This window comes from Ruegeria sp. CDSC079, assembly GCF_059610505.1.
In genome coordinates this window covers 71,258-87,816 of sequence record NZ_JBXWNT010000007.1, presented here as the reverse complement: position 1 = coordinate 87,816, position 16,559 = coordinate 71,258, and the positions used below count along the sequence as shown (strand labels likewise).

General features: G+C 53.8%; 16 protein-coding genes. 8 read left to right on the top strand and 8 right to left on the bottom strand.

The window, feature by feature from the left end; all coding sequences use genetic code 11:
* Positions 1–33 precede the first annotated feature (33 nt).
* The gene (locus AC2FIC_RS14680) at positions 34–984 is read right to left on the bottom strand and encodes an alpha/beta hydrolase family protein (protein ID WP_496692159.1); all 951 of its coding nucleotides are present in this window, start codon (positions 982–984) and stop codon (positions 34–36) included.
* Positions 985–1,192: 208 nt separating this feature from the next.
* Here AC2FIC_RS14680 and AC2FIC_RS14675 point away from each other — a divergent pair, with 208 nt between their 5' ends.
* Positions 1,193–2,287, top strand: coding sequence for a helix-turn-helix transcriptional regulator (locus tag AC2FIC_RS14675; RefSeq protein ID WP_496692160.1), 1,095 nt, complete (start codon positions 1,193–1,195; stop codon positions 2,285–2,287).
* A 403-nt stretch (positions 2,288–2,690) separates the two neighbouring features.
* Here the strand turns inward: AC2FIC_RS14675 and AC2FIC_RS14670 are convergent, their stop codons facing one another.
* The 4 genes from AC2FIC_RS14670 to AC2FIC_RS14655 form a co-directional block, all read right to left on the bottom strand.
* On the bottom strand, positions 2,691–4,967 hold the full coding sequence (locus AC2FIC_RS14670; RefSeq protein WP_496692161.1) for a serine/threonine protein kinase: 2,277 nt from the start codon (positions 4,965–4,967) through the stop codon (positions 2,691–2,693).
* Positions 4,968–5,265: 298 nt separating this feature from the next.
* On the bottom strand, positions 5,266–6,306 hold the full coding sequence (locus tag AC2FIC_RS14665; RefSeq protein ID WP_496692162.1) for a hypothetical protein: 1,041 nt from the start codon (positions 6,304–6,306) through the stop codon (positions 5,266–5,268).
* A gap of 76 nt (positions 6,307–6,382) precedes the next feature.
* Positions 6,383–7,999 (bottom strand): phosphate ABC transporter substrate-binding/OmpA family protein, encoded by a 1,617-nt coding sequence (locus AC2FIC_RS14660; RefSeq protein ID WP_496692163.1) that lies wholly within the window; start codon positions 7,997–7,999, stop codon positions 6,383–6,385.
* Positions 8,000–8,687: 688 nt separating this feature from the next.
* A complete protein-coding gene (locus tag AC2FIC_RS14655; protein ID WP_496692164.1) occupies positions 8,688–8,822 on the bottom strand; it encodes a hypothetical protein in 135 nt (44 codons plus the stop codon).
* Between the two features lie 76 nt (positions 8,823–8,898).
* Here AC2FIC_RS14655 and AC2FIC_RS14650 point away from each other — a divergent pair, with 76 nt between their 5' ends.
* The 4 genes from AC2FIC_RS14650 to AC2FIC_RS14635 all read left to right on the top strand — a co-directional run bounded on the left by AC2FIC_RS14650 (position 8,899) and on the right by AC2FIC_RS14635 (position 10,927).
* Positions 8,899–9,348: a hypothetical protein gene (locus AC2FIC_RS14650; protein ID WP_496692165.1), complete on the top strand. Its 450-nt coding sequence runs from the start codon at positions 8,899–8,901 to the stop codon at positions 9,346–9,348.
* A gap of 3 nt (positions 9,349–9,351) precedes the next feature.
* The gene (locus AC2FIC_RS14645) at positions 9,352–9,570 is read left to right on the top strand and encodes a helix-turn-helix transcriptional regulator (protein WP_425595609.1); all 219 of its coding nucleotides are present in this window, start codon (positions 9,352–9,354) and stop codon (positions 9,568–9,570) included.
* Between the two features lie 37 nt (positions 9,571–9,607).
* The gene (locus AC2FIC_RS14640) at positions 9,608–10,231 is read left to right on the top strand and encodes a class I SAM-dependent methyltransferase (RefSeq protein ID WP_496692166.1); all 624 of its coding nucleotides are present in this window, start codon (positions 9,608–9,610) and stop codon (positions 10,229–10,231) included.
* 72 nt (positions 10,232–10,303) lie between these two features.
* Positions 10,304–10,927, top strand: coding sequence for a putative glycolipid-binding domain-containing protein (locus AC2FIC_RS14635; RefSeq protein ID WP_496692167.1), 624 nt, complete (start codon positions 10,304–10,306; stop codon positions 10,925–10,927).
* Between the two features lie 99 nt (positions 10,928–11,026).
* Here the strand turns inward: AC2FIC_RS14635 and AC2FIC_RS14630 are convergent, their stop codons facing one another.
* Positions 11,027–11,836, bottom strand: coding sequence for a division plane positioning ATPase MipZ (locus tag AC2FIC_RS14630; RefSeq protein ID WP_142639130.1), 810 nt, complete (start codon positions 11,834–11,836; stop codon positions 11,027–11,029).
* A gap of 211 nt (positions 11,837–12,047) precedes the next feature.
* Here AC2FIC_RS14630 and AC2FIC_RS14625 point away from each other — a divergent pair, with 211 nt between their 5' ends.
* Positions 12,048–12,935 carry an AEC family transporter gene (locus AC2FIC_RS14625; RefSeq protein ID WP_496692168.1) on the top strand — a complete coding sequence of 296 codons (888 nt, stop codon included), beginning with the start codon at positions 12,048–12,050 and terminating at the stop codon, positions 12,933–12,935.
* A gap of 79 nt (positions 12,936–13,014) precedes the next feature.
* The gene (locus AC2FIC_RS14620; RefSeq protein ID WP_496692169.1) at positions 13,015–14,601 is read left to right on the top strand and encodes an MFS transporter; all 1,587 of its coding nucleotides are present in this window, start codon (positions 13,015–13,017) and stop codon (positions 14,599–14,601) included.
* 106 nt (positions 14,602–14,707) lie between these two features.
* Here AC2FIC_RS14620 and rpmE read toward each other — a convergent pair whose 3' ends face one another.
* The gene (gene rpmE, locus AC2FIC_RS14615; protein ID WP_142639136.1) at positions 14,708–14,929 is read right to left on the bottom strand and encodes a 50S ribosomal protein L31; all 222 of its coding nucleotides are present in this window, start codon (positions 14,927–14,929) and stop codon (positions 14,708–14,710) included.
* Between the two features lie 11 nt (positions 14,930–14,940).
* Positions 14,941–15,324 carry a 50S ribosomal protein L19 gene (gene rplS, locus AC2FIC_RS14610; RefSeq protein WP_142639138.1) on the bottom strand — a complete coding sequence of 128 codons (384 nt, stop codon included), beginning with the start codon at positions 15,322–15,324 and terminating at the stop codon, positions 14,941–14,943.
* 381 nt (positions 15,325–15,705) lie between these two features.
* Between rplS and AC2FIC_RS14605 the strand changes: the two genes are divergently transcribed.
* Complete coding sequence (locus AC2FIC_RS14605) at positions 15,706–16,509, top strand: glycoside hydrolase family 25 protein (protein ID WP_496692170.1); 804 nt, start codon at positions 15,706–15,708, stop codon at positions 16,507–16,509.
* Positions 16,510–16,559 lie beyond the last annotated feature (50 nt).

The window sequence follows — 16,559 nt, the reverse complement described above, 5'->3', positions numbered from 1 at the left end:
CCGGATTCACCATACCATTCCGCCTCCGCACGGTTATGAATTCGAAAAGAAATCCGTAACAGCGTCGATGATCATCTCATGCTTGGCAGCACGAACTGTGCCACCATCTGAGCAGATGATTTCGTCTCCTGGTTCTTCTCTTGCGAGCAGTTCGTAGCCACCGGGCTTGCAGCGACCCAGGAAGTCAAAATGCGATAGCGTCTCGGGCTCGATATAGTGTGCATTCTGCGTGGGTAACGCGGCAATCAGGGCACGGGATTCAATGTCGAGGGTCAGACCAGAATTCATGATCGGTGCCCCAAAGACCAACATCGGTCGGTCAATTTTCCGAAGGCTCGCTTCGGAAAAGCTCTGTGTTCCGCCAAGATCAAAAACTGCAAATGCCTTGATCCGAGCATCAGACAGGTCAGCTTCCATCTGAGCGCGATCTTCAGGTGTTTGCGCGATTTTCCAACCCGAAAGGATGCCACAAGCCAGTTCGTCTGGCTGAGTGTCGCAAAACCGATTTAACCCAGCCGCGTCGTACCGCGCGCCGGCAAGGGCAACAGCCGTAAAGCCACCCAGTGAGTGTCCCGCCATATAGATTCTGTCTGTATCGACATACCTCGCAAAATCAGACGAACCGGTTGCATGGTCAATGACACGGGAAATGTCCTTTGGCCGCTCCCACAGTTGCCGCGTTAAATCGGGATCGCGAGACCAGGTTGACGTACCAGGATGGCTGATGGCGGCCACGATGTATCCGCGCCGTGCCAGCCCACCGGCAAGCCATGCCTGATTATAAGCGTTGCCAAACATACCATGAGATAAGACGACAAGTGGGAACCGGCTGGTCACTGGCACAGCATCTTTCACAACCTTCGTCCCCGCCCACACTTCACTTTCGAAGTCGTAAGTTTCTGGCCCAGTTGCATCTGTTGGATACCAAATAAATCCGGACAGATCGCGTTCTCCCTCAACGTCGGCGACATTGAGTTCTGTCATTGCTGGCCGATAGGGCTGGGCAAATGCCGCGGCCGCGCACATAGCTAAGAACCCAGCAAGAAGGTAAGAAGAGTGTCTCATCAAAAGCTCCGATCATCGTTCAAGATAAGTCAAAACTGAGCCGTGGGTTTATTTGAAACAATGCTTTGCACTGCCTATACCTGTCCTTGATCCTGATCGAGGACAGGTCGCGATAGAAAGAGGACAAATGGACAGCCCCGGGTTGATCAGTTTCCCCTTGCCGCTGGCGACAGCGTTTCTTTGCGGTGTGCTTACCATGCTGGCTTGGCGGCTGGATCTGGGCTTTCGTCTTGCCAACATGTTGTTCTCAGCCTTCTTTGGGTTGGGCGCATTCTCATCCCTGTTGGTCGGCCTGCGATTTGGCTATGGAGTCGAGGAGTTGATCCCGCTGCAACGCAGTTTGCCCTTGTTCTTCGGACCGCTCCTGTATCTGAGCTTTGCATCGATGGCTGTCGAAAGGCACGACGTCGCCAAGATCGTCATGATGCACCTAGTTGCGCCTTTCATTTTGATTGGGTTGTATCTGCTCTTGGCCAGCGACTTGAGAAGTATGGATTGGGTAATCAGTGCCAGCTATTCGTATTATTGCGTCGCTCTCTTCTTACTTTGGCGGAAGGGGCCTGACGCACTGAGTCAAGCACGGGTCGATGTCACCCAGGCGCTTTCCAACTGGCTTTTACGCGGCATTGGATTTCTCGTCTTTGTACTGGTTTTGGATAGCGCGATCGCAATCGACTTTGCATTCAACAAGGGCGCCAATGCCTCAATGCTGATTTCTTACGGAACTGTTCCGTTGATCTTTCTTCTTCTTGCGACGTCAATCACGCTCCCAGTGATGTTTTCCAAAGCCAACGCTGTGTCATACGCAGCGCCAGTATCCAATACTGAAGATGCGAAAGTCCTAGAACGACTGCAGGCATTGATGGATGAACAACAGCTTTTTTTGGACCCCAACATAACCGTCCAACGACTTGCCAAGCGCTTAAGCCTTCCGGCCCGCACTGTGTCGTCTGCTGTCAACAGAACTCAAGGAACCAACATGTCGCAATACGTGAACGAGTTCCGTTTGGCTCATGCGGCCCGGTTGCTTGCAGAAACTAATGAAAGCGTTGCCAACATCGCTTCTCAATCAGGGTTTTTGGCACGCTCCAACTTCTATCGTGCATTCCAACGGGTCTACGGACAAACGCCTATCGAGTACCGCGCACTTCGAAATTCAAAAGAGAAACCACAATTCGACGACCATAATCCGCAAAATTCCAAGCATTCACACTCGGCGTAAATACTTGGTCACAAATCGAATGACAGTAGTCTCGGCTCGAAGCCGCGTCCGTGGCGCAGCCTTCATGCTGCGTTAGCAAAGTCACAATCTCAGTGAATGAATGTGCCGACAACAGGCTAGGACTTCGCGCCAATCGCGAATGGAACCGCATAGCTTGCTCATTGCAAGGCTGGTAAGCATTCCGCTGCTCAGAACACCGACTTGTTCAGAGAGCTTTGGCTCACTTTCTCCATATACGGTGAAATGAAACATACCGGTTTCGTTATCTTCGTCTGTGACGAACGCCCAGACAGATGTGTCGCAAACATTTCGAAAGACTAGAACCAGTTTATGCTTTTTCACAACCCACCTATTCAATGTGGCGTGGTCAACTCGCACACTGCGTTCAGCCATGATCTCTCTTTTACTTGCCCACGTAGTGCAAGTCCGCCAGCCACAAAGAAGTGCCTCTCCTGACCGTGAACTTGAAGTCAGTCTGGCCGTCATTCAAACCTGCTCGCAGAAGATCAGCAATCGTATCTTGCCCATCGATATTTTCATCTGTCGGAAAATATGCTGTCAGCTGGTCGTTCGGTTTCAGAGTTGTGCCTGGGCCTACATCTTCTGGGACATGAGCCACGCTCGTAACCCATTTTCCATTCTCTGCATATTGAGTTTGAAAAACGACGCCATTCGACAAGGTCGTGTCTTGTACGACACCAAGTGTAACGTCCCGCACTTCGACACCGTCTCTTGGGTTAGAAAGCCCGATGGTCACATCCATGGTTCCCTCTTGCGAAGGAGTAGCCCCAGATTGAAGTAGAACGGCAGCGATGGAGTTCAGATCATTGATTTCAATCCCATTGACAGAGTCAATACGCAGCCCCGCGTGAACCCAAACCGGGGCCTCGCTAGCGACGTATTCCACAGTATCGGGACTATCCGCCGACGCTACAAAAGGCAAAAGAACCTTCCATTCAGACTTCACTGAAGTCGGCCCTAAATCCTGAACGATTTGAGTGGTAGTATCAGCTTCGACATTCGCCTGATCTGTGTCGCCAGTGCTCACTTTAGCAGCAACTTCATCGTTAGCCTGCGCGCGCGATTCTGCCTCTGCCATCGCCATTGCGACTGCTTCGATCTCAGCCTGTGCTCGGGCTTGCGCTTCTGCTGCGGCTTTGGCTGCCGCTTCGACTTCGGCCTGCGCGCGCGCTTCTGCCTCTGCAGCGGCTTTGGCGGCCGCTTCAACCTCGGCTTGCGCGCGTGCTTCTGCCTCGACAGCGGCTTTGGCACGTGCTTCGGCTTCGGCTTGGGCAGCTGCCTGGGCAGCCGCTTCGGCCTCAGCCTGTGCACGAGCTTCCGATTCAGTTTCCGCTTTGGCGCGGGCTTCGGCTTCGGCCTGAGCCGCTGCCTGAGCTGCGGCTTCGGCCTCAGCACGCGCTATGGTCTCTGCCTGCGCGCGGGCTTCGGCTTGGGCCAGTCGTGCCTCGGCTTCTGCGACCCGTGCGGTGGCATCTGCGATTGCTTCTGCCGTCGCCGCTGCTTCGATCTCAGCTTGGGCGCGGGCTTCAGCTTCGGCAGCCAAAACGTCCTCTTGCGTTGCTTGTGGCTCGGAGGATGGTGAAAATGCTCCGATGGCCAGCACGCCGACTACGGCACCTACAACTCCAAATGCCAGCAGCCCGCCGGTTATTGCGACACGGTTGATTCCGCCGGATGAAGAGACCGCAACTCTAACATCCTGTTCCACGGCGGTCGGTTCGGTCAAGTGATCTATCGCCTCGAGCCACTCATCAGCGGTTTGAAAGCGATCCTTTGGCATCGCCGACAGAGCCTTGTCGAGCGCTTCGAGAAAGACGTCATCATACTTATCAAAGCGCCCCTGCAAAGGTTTGCAGGGATCGGGCTTTTGCTCGGCAATTGCAGAGACCCGAGTCTGGCTGTCTGGCGCGCGCTCTCCGGTGATCACATGATAGAATGTTGCCGCCAAGGAATAGAGGTCGCTAAACGGTCCTTGCACGCCGTCAGTGACATAAAATTCTTGTGGGGAATAGCCATCTTTGACTGCGCGTAAGGCAGACAAAACACGGTTTGTTTTCCTATTTTGCTCACGCGCAGCACCAAAATCAATCAATACAGGTATCTTGTTGGGTCCGACCAGAATGTTGTCAGGCGAAATGTCCCGATGCAACATCCCTTGCTTGTGCATAAATGCGACTGCATCCAGAATCTGCCGCAGGATCGACATGACATCGGCTTCGTCCAGCTGGGTTTCAGCGTCGTCGATTGCGTCCAAAAGATCCGGGCCTTCAACGAAGTCCAGTGCCATATAGGCGGTGTCATTGTCCTCAAAGACTTGGTGCACGCCAACGATATTGGGGTGATCCATAGTTGCCAAGCGCTGCGCTTCGTTGATGAAGTGCCGCACAATCTGGCGAAGATCTTCTTTGTGTTTTTGCACACGAGCCTTCACCAGCAGATTCTGTCGGCGCGCGAACATGGCTGGAAAACACTCTTTGATGACCACCTTGCGGTTGAGACTGTCATTGGCCAGATAGGTAATGCCGAAGCCGCCGCTGTTCAGGTAGTGGTCAATTTTGTACTGACCATGCAACAACCGGGCGCCTGCAGGGAGGTCGTCTGCGGAAGAGGCTCCGATCATCTGACCCGTATCTTCATCACCAGTCGTTACTAGTTTCATTACGTTGCCCATGCCTCGTCCCGTCCGTTATCGTCCCTTGCACATCAGGAATTATTCAATTTCCAATCACAAAACGTTTCTCAGTTATACACACTCTTTACGCGAGTCCGTTTGTTTCGTGATTTCCAGTATGCACACTGTTCGATCCAAGTTGGTCAGCGTAGGAAGTCAGTACATACAAACGTTTTACTTTTGCTTTACCGGAACCGGAACCATTGAACGGTTAAGCTATTTTGCAAAGGTTCACGACGCCTTCAAACATGTGATAATCTCAATCAAACCTTGTTTTAGCTATATGTTAGATCTTGGCTTTCAGATTAGCGGCAATGCAAGACGATCGAATGCCACGAGAGTAGTGGCGGCGCATGTTGTTTACCAACTGCGCGAAGATTTCGACCGCACGATTAGAATTCATGAATGTAGCCTGGTCAATTGACCCCTCAACTGGGGTGCGGATGGACATCAGCGTCTTGTAGCCACCTATGATTTCCAGAGCCTGAACCACGCAATCGTAGTCTACTGTTTCACCTTCGCATGAGTCGCAGTAGCGTTTTACTATGTCCAAGTATTTATCGGTTTCACTGATGCGGGAAATGCTTTCGTTCAAGCGAACCAAATCGACACTTTCAGGTAAGTCCGATCCCCGGCCCAGCATCACTGTCGTGAACTGGTTGGCTTCGTCGGAAAAATGCTGATTGAGGTTCAACAGCCGTGCCAGTCGTTTGAGACCCAACAACCCCGAAACACGTTTGGGATTGGATTCTTCCACAAAGGCCCGCATCGTGATCGCCTTGTTTTCCCGCGCCATATAAGCTTCGATCCACTTGAGAAAACCGGCTTCGGACAGGCCGTAGTTTTCTGAAGGCATGGAATTGATCAGATCAAAACGGCCGTTATTCAGTGTATTCCACAGTACATACTCGGCGCCTTCAATCTCACCATGAGTTTGCAGTGCTATCGCATTGCTGATTGGCTGACGACCAACCCGATATCCAAAGATAGCCTCGCCGTGTTTTTGTAGGGCAGGATTGCTCAGAGCAAGCAACCAGTTTACGGTCCCCTTATCGGGATCCGGTGCACGAAGAAGCTGGTCTCGTGCCTGATGATTGATCAAGTAATCGGAAAATCCTCCAGGTACAGTATCGCGATCGATCTGACCAAGGATCATTTGCGCCGACGTGTTCCCCTGACTGGCCGCTTCCGACAAACCTTGCAGGCCTTCGGCCTCGCTACCATTGAGCCAGGTGTCTACTGCGGTTTTGTATGGGTCTTCCTGCGCGACAGCCGCCCCTGACAATTGCAGTAGGAAAACATTGGCCAATACTGCGAGCATTCTCATACGACGTTACTCCATTGAATTATCGTCTTGGTCACTGACCGTTGTATTCCCGTTCCGAAGCTGAGTTGGCGCTTCGCTACTGGGATGTGGTGACGACGTCTCGCAACCAGACTTCCACTCGGCGGTTGATACGGCGACCATTCTCAGTGTCGTTGCAACTTAGCGGCGAGATCTCACCATAACCCAGAGTTCGGATGGTTAACCCGTCCAGGCTGTTGGTAGGCGCTGCTTGTAGCAACGCATTGCTAACTTGTTTGGCACGCTGCTGACTGAGTGACCGGTTGGATCCGCCAGCACCGACAGAGTCTGTGTATCCGATCAAAAGAAGTTCTTTGTTTGTGGTTTCTTCCTTGGCAAGCAATGAAGCAAGGCGCCTTATGTCGTCCTGTGCCCGCGTATCCAGGCGAGAGGATCCGAATGCAAACCGAAAGGTTATAGAACTACGGTCGGCACCGGACAGCTCAGCCGACATTTCCTGCAACTGTTTCAGAGTAACCTCTGCATCGGTTGGCATAACTGCGCCAAGATAGCGTAGTCCCTGCTCATTGGGGCCTTGCAGGGATTCCCCAAGTGACACAAAGCCCGAAGCATCAATTGTCTCTTGCGCCTTTTCGCTTTCGAGGAATTGCATGAAGCGGCTCAACTGTGCTGGCGCAGTTTTGCCGGTATATGCATACAAGCGTCGGCTAAGCGGGTATTCTTCTGTCTTGATGGTGAAAGGTGTCGCTGGAACCTGAATTCCACAAACACCGCGAATTGCAAGAACCTTGGCCTCATCAGCACTTGCGAGGCTGGTAATTCCGATACCAAGCGGATCAGAAGCAACTGCTGCAGCCAATTCCGTGTCTGTTTCGAAAAAGCTTGTATCGCTCGCGTATGTTGCGCCCACGGGGTTCATGATCAGGTCATTGAAAACCAACGCAGTTCCGCTTTCAGGCACTCGCATGTAAAGCTGGATCGGGGCATCGGGCCCACCAATCTGGCTCCAGTTGGAAATGGCTCCGGAAAATATTCGCGCTAGATCCTGTTCGGCGACTGCCCGCAGTTGGTTACTTTGCGATGTAATAACAACTAGACCGTCCAGCGCAAAAATTTTCTCGTTTTCACTCGTGGTGATATCCCCGAGTCCAGCCTGCGATGCGCTTGCCAGCTCGTCGGGTTGAGCCGGGCGTGTGGTCACTGCCAGTGCTGAGTTTCCATCGACCAGTTGTTTGATCCCGTCTGCGGAGTCACCACCCATCAAGGAGACTTCGGCCAAAAACTCGCCTAGTTCGTTGCGGAGCAGTAGCTTATCAACACCTTCTTCCTCAGAGCGCAAAGCAGTGCCGCCAATCTCCTCACCGAATTGCGTCGTAAGGTCAGCGAATAAGACATCGACCAGGCGAGAAGAACCAGAAATGCCATATTCGACCGGACCTTCGTTCCGACTGGGGCAGGCTTCGCCAATGCATTCAACTTTGAAAGCGTCAACCGTGATTGTACCAACCACCGTTCGGAGTTCGTAATTGGCGCCATCAAAATCTATTAGCTCTCCGGTCAGAGTCATTCCGCCGTCTAAACTGTTCAATTGAACAGTTTCAGCGTTTGCCATGGTCGCGACGGACAACATCAACGCACCAGAGGTAGTTTTCAGGACCCGATTTAACATTTTCCTAACCTCAAACTTCTGATTATTGATTCTCGTTTTACTCAAGGTTGTTTCGCAAAAGCTGATACAACCTTCATAATTTCTTAATGACGTAGCGGTACCCGGGAAGTTTAGTCAAGGCTGCAGCGGGGATACATAAAATTGCCTTGCTTCCCCCCACTTATGGACACGTTTGAGGCAGATTCTGACCACAGTTGGCGCTCTTTCTTAGCTTGTATCCGAAGCTGACGCGATTCAACGTCGAATTGAGTCGTGATTTTAGGGCCTCAGGTTTCCCTTGAGATTTCTCAGAACGAACCTCATACCTTTCTTGCTAGGCATTCGCAGCCTTTGACCCAGGTGATTCTTAACTATTTCGAGCACTCGAACGGTTCTGTTACAAAGTTCTGAACCTGCCGAGCGGTTTCAGCAATCGCTCGTGAGTTAGGCCGCGAGCTCAGGGAACGGCCGAAACGGACAGAATCCGGGTGTGAATTGCCCCTTGCGGATTATGTGAGGGACTTCGATATCGTCCAAAGTTGCCGCTGCTGAAGCGAAGGGGTTGTGTCGCAAACTTTAAATGACGCGTACGGCACATGTGTGGGTTCAAGCCATTTAGATCAGCTTCAGCCACACTCGATGGCATTGAGGTAGTCAACATGATCCGGAAGAAACAATTCTCTAGTAATACAACCTCTGGCTTTCGGATGTTTGCTGAGATCGCAGGATAACTGGGTCTAGCATAACGCTGGTTCTAGTCTTCGAAAAGTTGGCGACGCAACCTTTGGGCCAGTCGCAAACGCGCAGCACTCCAGTTGAAGGGTAGATGCCCATCATCGAGCATAAGCTGCAACAACGCTTCGATATTGAAGTATATTATTTTTGACATTGGGTATAATATTTCATACAAGATGTAAGTAATAATCGACTCACTAGAAGTGTTCTGTCCAATAGGGATTTCAGAAATGACCTACCAAGATCGCAATACGGTCGTCTCGATCTTCGTGAACCTCGCCGTTAGTGCATTTGTTGTTTCACGGCTTCTGGAAATGAATGCCTCTGGATTGTTTGATGGCCCAGACGCTGTAAACAACTGGGCCCGCATGGTGATCTGGCTGATCCCCTTGGGCGTCGTGGCCACCATCATCGGCACCATACTGTTCAACATTGGGTTTGCGATTGTTACTCACGAACCCAAACCCAGCTTCGTCGTTGATGAACGTGACAAGATGTTCGAGCGCCGTGGCAGCTACGCCATCATTATCTTCGCGGGTGCGGGTTTTGTCTCAGCTGTCGTCGCCATGGCTCTCAACGCATCAGCGCTCACCGGCTTCAACATCATCTATTTCGGAATGGCTTTCGGATCCCTGTCAGCAGATATTGTCAAATTTGCTAGCTATCGGCGGGGGTACTGATCCATGGGCAAGCTCAGGATCTCCAACAACATTAGACGTCTACGCTTTGACGCAGATGAAATGACGCAAAAAGAACTCGCCGAAAAGGTTGGAGTCACCCGACAAACCATCGTTGCCATTGAAAACGCCAAGTATTCACCAACGCTCGAACTGGCGATCTTGATTTCTCGTGTATTCGACAAGCCCCTCGAAAAAGTCTTCGACATCCAAGACGCCAGCTAAATCATCGCGTCTGCTGCACCCTACCAAAGGATTAGATATGTTCATCAAACCCACCCGGTTCTGGAATCTGATGGCGAGATCCTATGCCCGCCGTCCGGTCCAAAACCAAGCCGCGTATGAATACAAACTGGACATCACTGCAAGACACCTGTCCCCCCAAGATCGTGTCCTGGAATTTGGTTGTGGCACAGGTACGACAGCGCTCATTCACGCCCCAAAAGTCGCCCATATCGACGCCATCGACTATTCATCCGAAATGATCTCAATCGCCCGGGAAAAAGCCGACGCGCAGGGCAGCAAGAACATCAACTTTGAAGTTAGCGCGTTCGAGTGCTGGCCTATTCCGGCGAAGGGTCAACAGTATGATGCCGTACTGGCTATGTCGATCCTGCACTTGGTACTGGATCTTGACGCGACACTGGACCGTGTTCGTAGTTCCTTGAAGGAAGGTGGCCTGTTCTTCAGCTCGACGGTCTGCCTGGAAGGTCTCGAGAAGTACGTCATACCAGCTCTCGGGACCATCGGCCTATTGCCCAAGATCCGCGTCCTGACGCAAGAAATCCTTGTTGAGCGTATGCAAGCTTATGGGTTCGAAATTGAACAAAAGTGGCGTCCCGAAACGGGTTCGACTGCTTTCATAATCGCAAGGAACAGCGGTTAGTTCGTTCGACATCTGACAACACCGACCCTGCCGTTCACGCACGCCGCAGAGAACGGCTGGAGAGAGCCCTGATTGACCTATGCTGAAACACGCATGAATGTCCGCTATGGGGCAAGCAAAGCAATAGCGATGGTTGAGGCGATGATGCGAAGTACAATGTGGCGACGGATTGATGTCGTGGGCACAGAAGCCTGTTCGGTTAACCGTAACGGAACGTCTCGCGTAATCTCGGGCATGGCTGTCTACGTAGTTGAAAATTCTCCCGTCAGAATAGCTTATTCCGTGACCTGTAATGACGAATGGGAGTGTAGCGCCGCCACCGTACAGCGTTGGATTGGGGCAGATAGGGTTGATCTTGTTTTAGTGAAGCAAGACGATGGTACATGGACCTCGAATGACAAAGTTGTGGATGCTGTTGATGAATTGCTCGACATCGATCTTGGGTTTACACCAGCCACGAACACGAATGCGATCAAGCGACTCCAGCTTGGGATTGGAGATCAGGCAGAGTTCACCGCTGTTTGGTTGGATGATGAAACCTGGACATTCAAACCGTTGAAGCAACGATATGAGCGGCTGAACGAGAATACCTATAGGTACACTTCGATCAATAGTGGATACAAAGCAAATTTGACTGTCGATGGATTCGGTTTCGTTCGAGTTTACCCTGAGTATTGGAAAGCAGTGATAGCTTAGGCCCAACAAGGGCTCTGAAGCTAAAACGATTGCCAGAAACGGACTTTCGTTTTTCCAGGTGAGCGGCAGTATAGTCCGTCTACCCGTCGTAAAAAGCCTCTAAAAATCGATCTCAACACCCGGCAGGTTCAGCTCTTTCATCATGTCGCGCAATTCCTGACGTGCTGCGATGTTCGAGATGTTCAGCTGTTTAATCCCGATATCCTTGAGGTCCAATAGGGTCAGCCCGCGCGGGAACAGCTCTCGGAAAATAACGCGTTCGGAAAAGCCCGAAGCAACCCGGAAGCCGATCCGCTGCGACAGCATCTCGATCGCGCGCTGCATCTTTTCCTTGTTGACCATGCGTTGGGTGCCGACGCGGTTGCGCACTACAACCCAGTCGATGGGCTTCAGGCCGGCTTGCGCGCGCAGCTGGCGTGCGTTCCAGACCATCTCGGAATAGACCGACGGGCCCAGAATTTTCTCACCCTTAGAATCGATGCGTGCCAGCAGGTCAAAATCGATAAAACTGTCGTTCAGCGGAGTGATCAGCGTATCAGCCAGCGAATGCGCCACCTGGCTGAGACGGGTATGAGAGCCGGGGCAGTCGATCAGGATGAAATCGCTATCGCTTTCCAGCTCGGACACGGCTGCTGACAGGCGGTGGTCATAGATGTTCTCGCCGGGTTTCAGCGTGCTTGCGTCAATTTCGGGCAGGTCATGGTGGCGGGGGCTGGGAAGGGTCAGGTCCGCGCTTTTCAGAAAGCTATTCCGGTTCTCGAAATACCGTCCCAAGCTGCGTTGCCGCAGGTCCAGATCCAGGGTGCTGACCTTGTGACCCAGGCGGGCGAGTGCGGTGGCCACATGCATCGACACAGTCGATTTGCCCGCGCCGCCCTTCTCGTTCCCCACTACGATAATATGTGCCATGCCTGTATTCCCAAGTCTCACCGTGTTTGCGTACACGTTGTTGCAGGCCACTATATGTTGTGGAAAGCGGGAAGGGAAGAACCCGAAACAATGTATGGCGGCATAAAAAGGCGGTGTTGCGGAAATCTCAGCCTGCCCATAGGCCGCTGACTTGCGAAAGCCAGGACTATGTTTCAATCTCCAGGCTTAAGGACTGTGAGAAAGACATGGCTTGGAGCATCTGTTTCTGAACGTACTGAATGTGGTGTTGCCGGTGCTGATCTGTGCCGGGGCTGGGTATGCACTGGCGTTGACTAAAACGCCCTTTGACAACAAGGTCATTGGCGCGATCGTTTCGCGGGTTGGATATCCCACACTGATCATCTCGCATCTGTCGGCCACAAAGATCGCTGTTGGAACGTTTCTGGACGTGATGGCCGCTGCGGTTTTGGCGATTGCCGGGTTTGGTGTTCTGGGATTTGCGGCGCTGAAGGTTATGCGCCTACCGGCGCGGGCCTTTCTGACGCCTCTGATGCATGGGAATGTGGGCAATATCGGATTGCCAATCACCTTGCTTGCGTTAGGCGATGCGGGGATGGCCTATACGATGGCATTTGTAGTGGTCGTTCTTGTCAGCATCTTCACTGTAGGGATGTGGATACCAGCCAAAGAGTTTTCGCCCAGAAAGCTCGCCACCTCGCCGATCATATATGCGGTGGTCCTATCGCTGGTGCTGATGGCCAGCGGCTATAGCCTGCCTCAGCCTGTTGCGAAGTCATTCGATATCCTGGGTGGGCTTTCCATCCCGCTGATGCTGCTGACATTGGGCCACACATTGGCCAGCCTTCGGGTCAACCGCCTTGGGCGTGCGGTGATGCTGACCGCTTTGCACCTGGTGATGGCAGTTGCAATCGCCAGCGGGTTGGTCTGGGCCTTCGGCTTTACAGGCGCAGAGCGCGGCGCGGTGATCCTGTGCTGTTTGATGCCGTCATCGGTGGCGACCTATTTGTTCATAGACCAGCATGTGCCGGAATACGGCCCCGATGTTGCCGGGTTCATACTGGTTTCGACCCTGACAACGATCATCGCTTTGCCGCTGGCGCTGTCCTACTGGATCTAAGGCTAGGCGGTTTGCACATTCCTGCTAAGCTGTCGGTGTGGCGCTCCATAGTCGCCGCCCGTATTTTAGGACGTATTTGATGTTACAAACGAATTCATCTGATGTCGGCGCACGCGTTGTATTGGTCATGACGGCGATTTGCATGGTTGTTGTTGGCTTCAATTCCACGGCGGTTGCGACCATCCTGCCTGATCTTAAGAATGAGTTCGATCTGTCGCCTTCGGACCTGCAATGGGTCATGGCCATCTATACCGTGGTCAGTGCCACGCTGGTGACGATTATCAGTCGGCTGGGTGATATCACGGGCAAGCTGGGCGTGTTTCTGGTTGGCATGATCGTTTTTGCCATAGGCTCTGCCTCGGCCTTGTTCGCGCAGGACGGGGCGATGATGCTGTTTGGCCGTGGGGCGCAGGGGGCAGGGGCCGCAGCGCTGTTTGGCACGTCGTTGCCCTTGTTGACTGCAGCGACCCCGGAGGAAAAACGCGCCAGCGTTACCGGAGCATGGGGCGCCATCGTCGGACTGGCGATCGGGATCGGCCCAATCCTGGGCGGTGCATTCGCCCATTACATCAGTTGGAGAGCCGTTTTCGCCACCGATCTGATCTTGCTGGCTACCGCGTTTATCATTGGGTTGACCGTGAGAAAACGGAACTATGTACCGAACACGCGACTGGCCGGTGCCCGGTTCGATTATCTCGGCGCTGTGGCTCTTGTGCTGTTTCTGGGGCCGTTGTCATTTGCCCTGAGCAATGGGGAAAGTGGTGGATGGCGGGCACCGTTGACGCTGGTGCCGTTGGGTGTGGCCATGCTGGCCATGGTCGGCCTTGTGCTGGCTTCGCGCCGCAGTGAAGATCCGTTGGTCGAGCTGCGCTATTTCCTTCATCCGCGCTATTTCATGGCGGCAGCGGGGATGTTCCTTACCGGCTTTATGCTGTTTGGCTTTTTCGTCTATTTCAACACCTTCGTCCAATCGCCTGATACATTCGGGTACACGTCTATTGGGGCTGGGCTTGCGATTATGCCGTTGAGCCTGAGCATGTTTGCGGTCTCGGTCATCGCGCCCCGGTTTCTGGCGCCCTACAGCTTTCAGTGGCCCGTAGTGATTGGGCTGAGTGCTATGGCGGTTGGGTTTTTGTTGCTGACCACGATCACAGTGCCCACTCAATATGCGCAGATATGGTGGAAATTGATGATCGTCGGCATTGGCCTTGGCATCTGTTTTTCGCTGCTGCCGCGTCTTGGGTTGCGGCTTTTGCCGGACGAGCATGTAGGGCAGGGGTCAGGTGTGATCAATGCCTGTCTATACTTCGGGGCCACGCTGGGGGCTGTGGTCTGCGGCCTGGCCGAGGCCATCACTTCGCGCCGGGGTCTGACCGAAGTGATTGACGCGCTTCCGGCTGGCTCGACCCCGCGCGAAGATCTGGCCCATGCGCTGACCCACGGAACGCCCAGTCAGATCCAGCAGTTGATCGCAGGCATGGATCCAACATCGGGAAGTGCTCTGGCAAAGACCTTGCGCGACCTGCAGGACAACGCATTTGACAGCGCCATGATGGTGACGGCGATTGCGGCGCTGATCGGCGTGACGCTGGGGTTGATGTTGCTGCGCGGCCCTGTGCCCCCGGTGCACAGCGCGGCGGATCTGACACGCGCGACGAAACCCTGAGGGATTGATCCTGACGCGTTTCTTGCCAGGGCGGTGTCAGAGGTTTCGGGTAAAACGAAAAAGGCCGCCCAGAGGGGCGGCCTTTCGCATTCGAAACGGGTCAGGCTTAGAAGCCCAGACCTTCGTATTTCTTTTTGAACTTCGACACACGGCCACCGGCGTCCATCAGACGCGCGCCGCCACCGGTCCATGCGGGGTGCACGGAGGGGTCGATTTCCAGAGCCAGCTGATCGCCTTCGGAGCCCCAGGTGGATTTCATCTGAACTATGGTGCCATCGGTCATTTTGACGTCGATGACGTGATAATCGGGATGGATGTCTTTTTTCATCTTTCCGTTCCTTACGCTTCGGCGCCAGCTTTGGGCTTGTAGTTGGTGACCTCTGCGATACGTGCGGATTTACCGCGACGAGTGCGCAGATAGTACAGTTTGGCGCGACGAACGCGGCCACGGCGGACAACGGTGATGCTGTCGATATTGGTTGAATACAGCGGGAACACACGCTCCACGCCTTCACCAAAGGAAATCTTGCGCACGGTGAACGCACCGGCGATGGTGTTGCCACCTTTACGGGCGATGCAGACGCCTTCGTAGTTCTGAACACGGGTGCGCGACCCTTCGGTCACTTTAAAGCCGACACGAATGGTGTCACCGGCTTTGAAATCGGGGATGTCTTTCCCCAGGGCGGCAATCTGTTCCGCCTCAAGCTGTGCGATCAGGTCCATCGCAGGTTCTCCTATCTGCTCGTGGTTGGTCCACGAAGTTTGGGCACGGCCTGAGAGCTCTTGGTCTTCACCGGGTCCTGCGTACAGCCCGCCAGAGGTCAGATCGAATGTTCACTTGGTCTCTGGCCTGCCCGCCGCGCCGTGGCTGAAGAAAGCTGGGCGTCACGACATGATGCAAACCAAAACACCGGAGTCGCGAAGTTGCGGCACCGGATTGCGGTCATTTACGGGCATCGGGGGCAGGGATCAAGCCTAAATCGCCATGCAAGGCGGGGAAAACGGTGGGTTTCCGCCGCACGCAAACAGAACCATTGCCTTGCGGGGCTGATCAGGCAAACTGGACGTAATTATAAGAGCAGTCATTTGATACAGGATTAGATCATGCGCACCGCATTGATGCTTGCCGTCATGGCCTTTGCGACCCTGTCCTGCGGTCGCAGCAGCCCGCCGCCGCAACTGGTCGAGGCCCAGTCGTTTCCAGATGCTACGCCGCCCTCTGTGATCTTCCCAGCCTTTGCAGATGCAGACCCCCACGAATGGGAAGGGAGACATCCGGGGCATTACCCGGTGCACGGGCTGGACGTATCGCGCTGGCAAGGAGCGATAGACTGGCGCACCGCCAAGCAGTCCGGCGTTAGTTTCGTCTTTATCAAAGCGACCGAAGGGGGCGATGTCGCCGACCCCATGTTTGCCAGCCATCGGCAAGGTGCGCAGGCTGCGGGCGTGCCGTGGGGGGCATATCATTACTACTATTTCTGCCGGTCGGCGCGGGAACAGGCCCGCTGGTTCATCCAGAACGTACCCAAGGGATCGGATCTGCCACATGTGCTGGACATGGAGTGGACCCCGCATTCCAAGACCTGCACCCTGCGCCCCGATGGTGCGACGGTTCGGGCCGAGGCGCAACGGTTCCTCGATATCCTCGAACGCCACTATGGGCGCCGTCCGATCGTCTATACGACGGTGGATTTCTATGGTGATACGAATATCGGGCGGCTGCCCAAGACCGAGTTCTGGTTGCGTTCGGTCGCCGGTCATCCGCGAAATGTGTATCCCAAAGCGGTGTGGCGGCTCTGGCAATACACCGGCACCGGGCTGGTGCCCGGTGTTCAGGGGAGGGTTGATATCAATGTCTTCAACGGGCCACCGGAAATCTGGGCGCGCTGGAAATCTGGTAGCCCTTAGACTTTGGGCACCCCATAGGTTTCGATGGTGTCGCCCACGACGAAGTGATC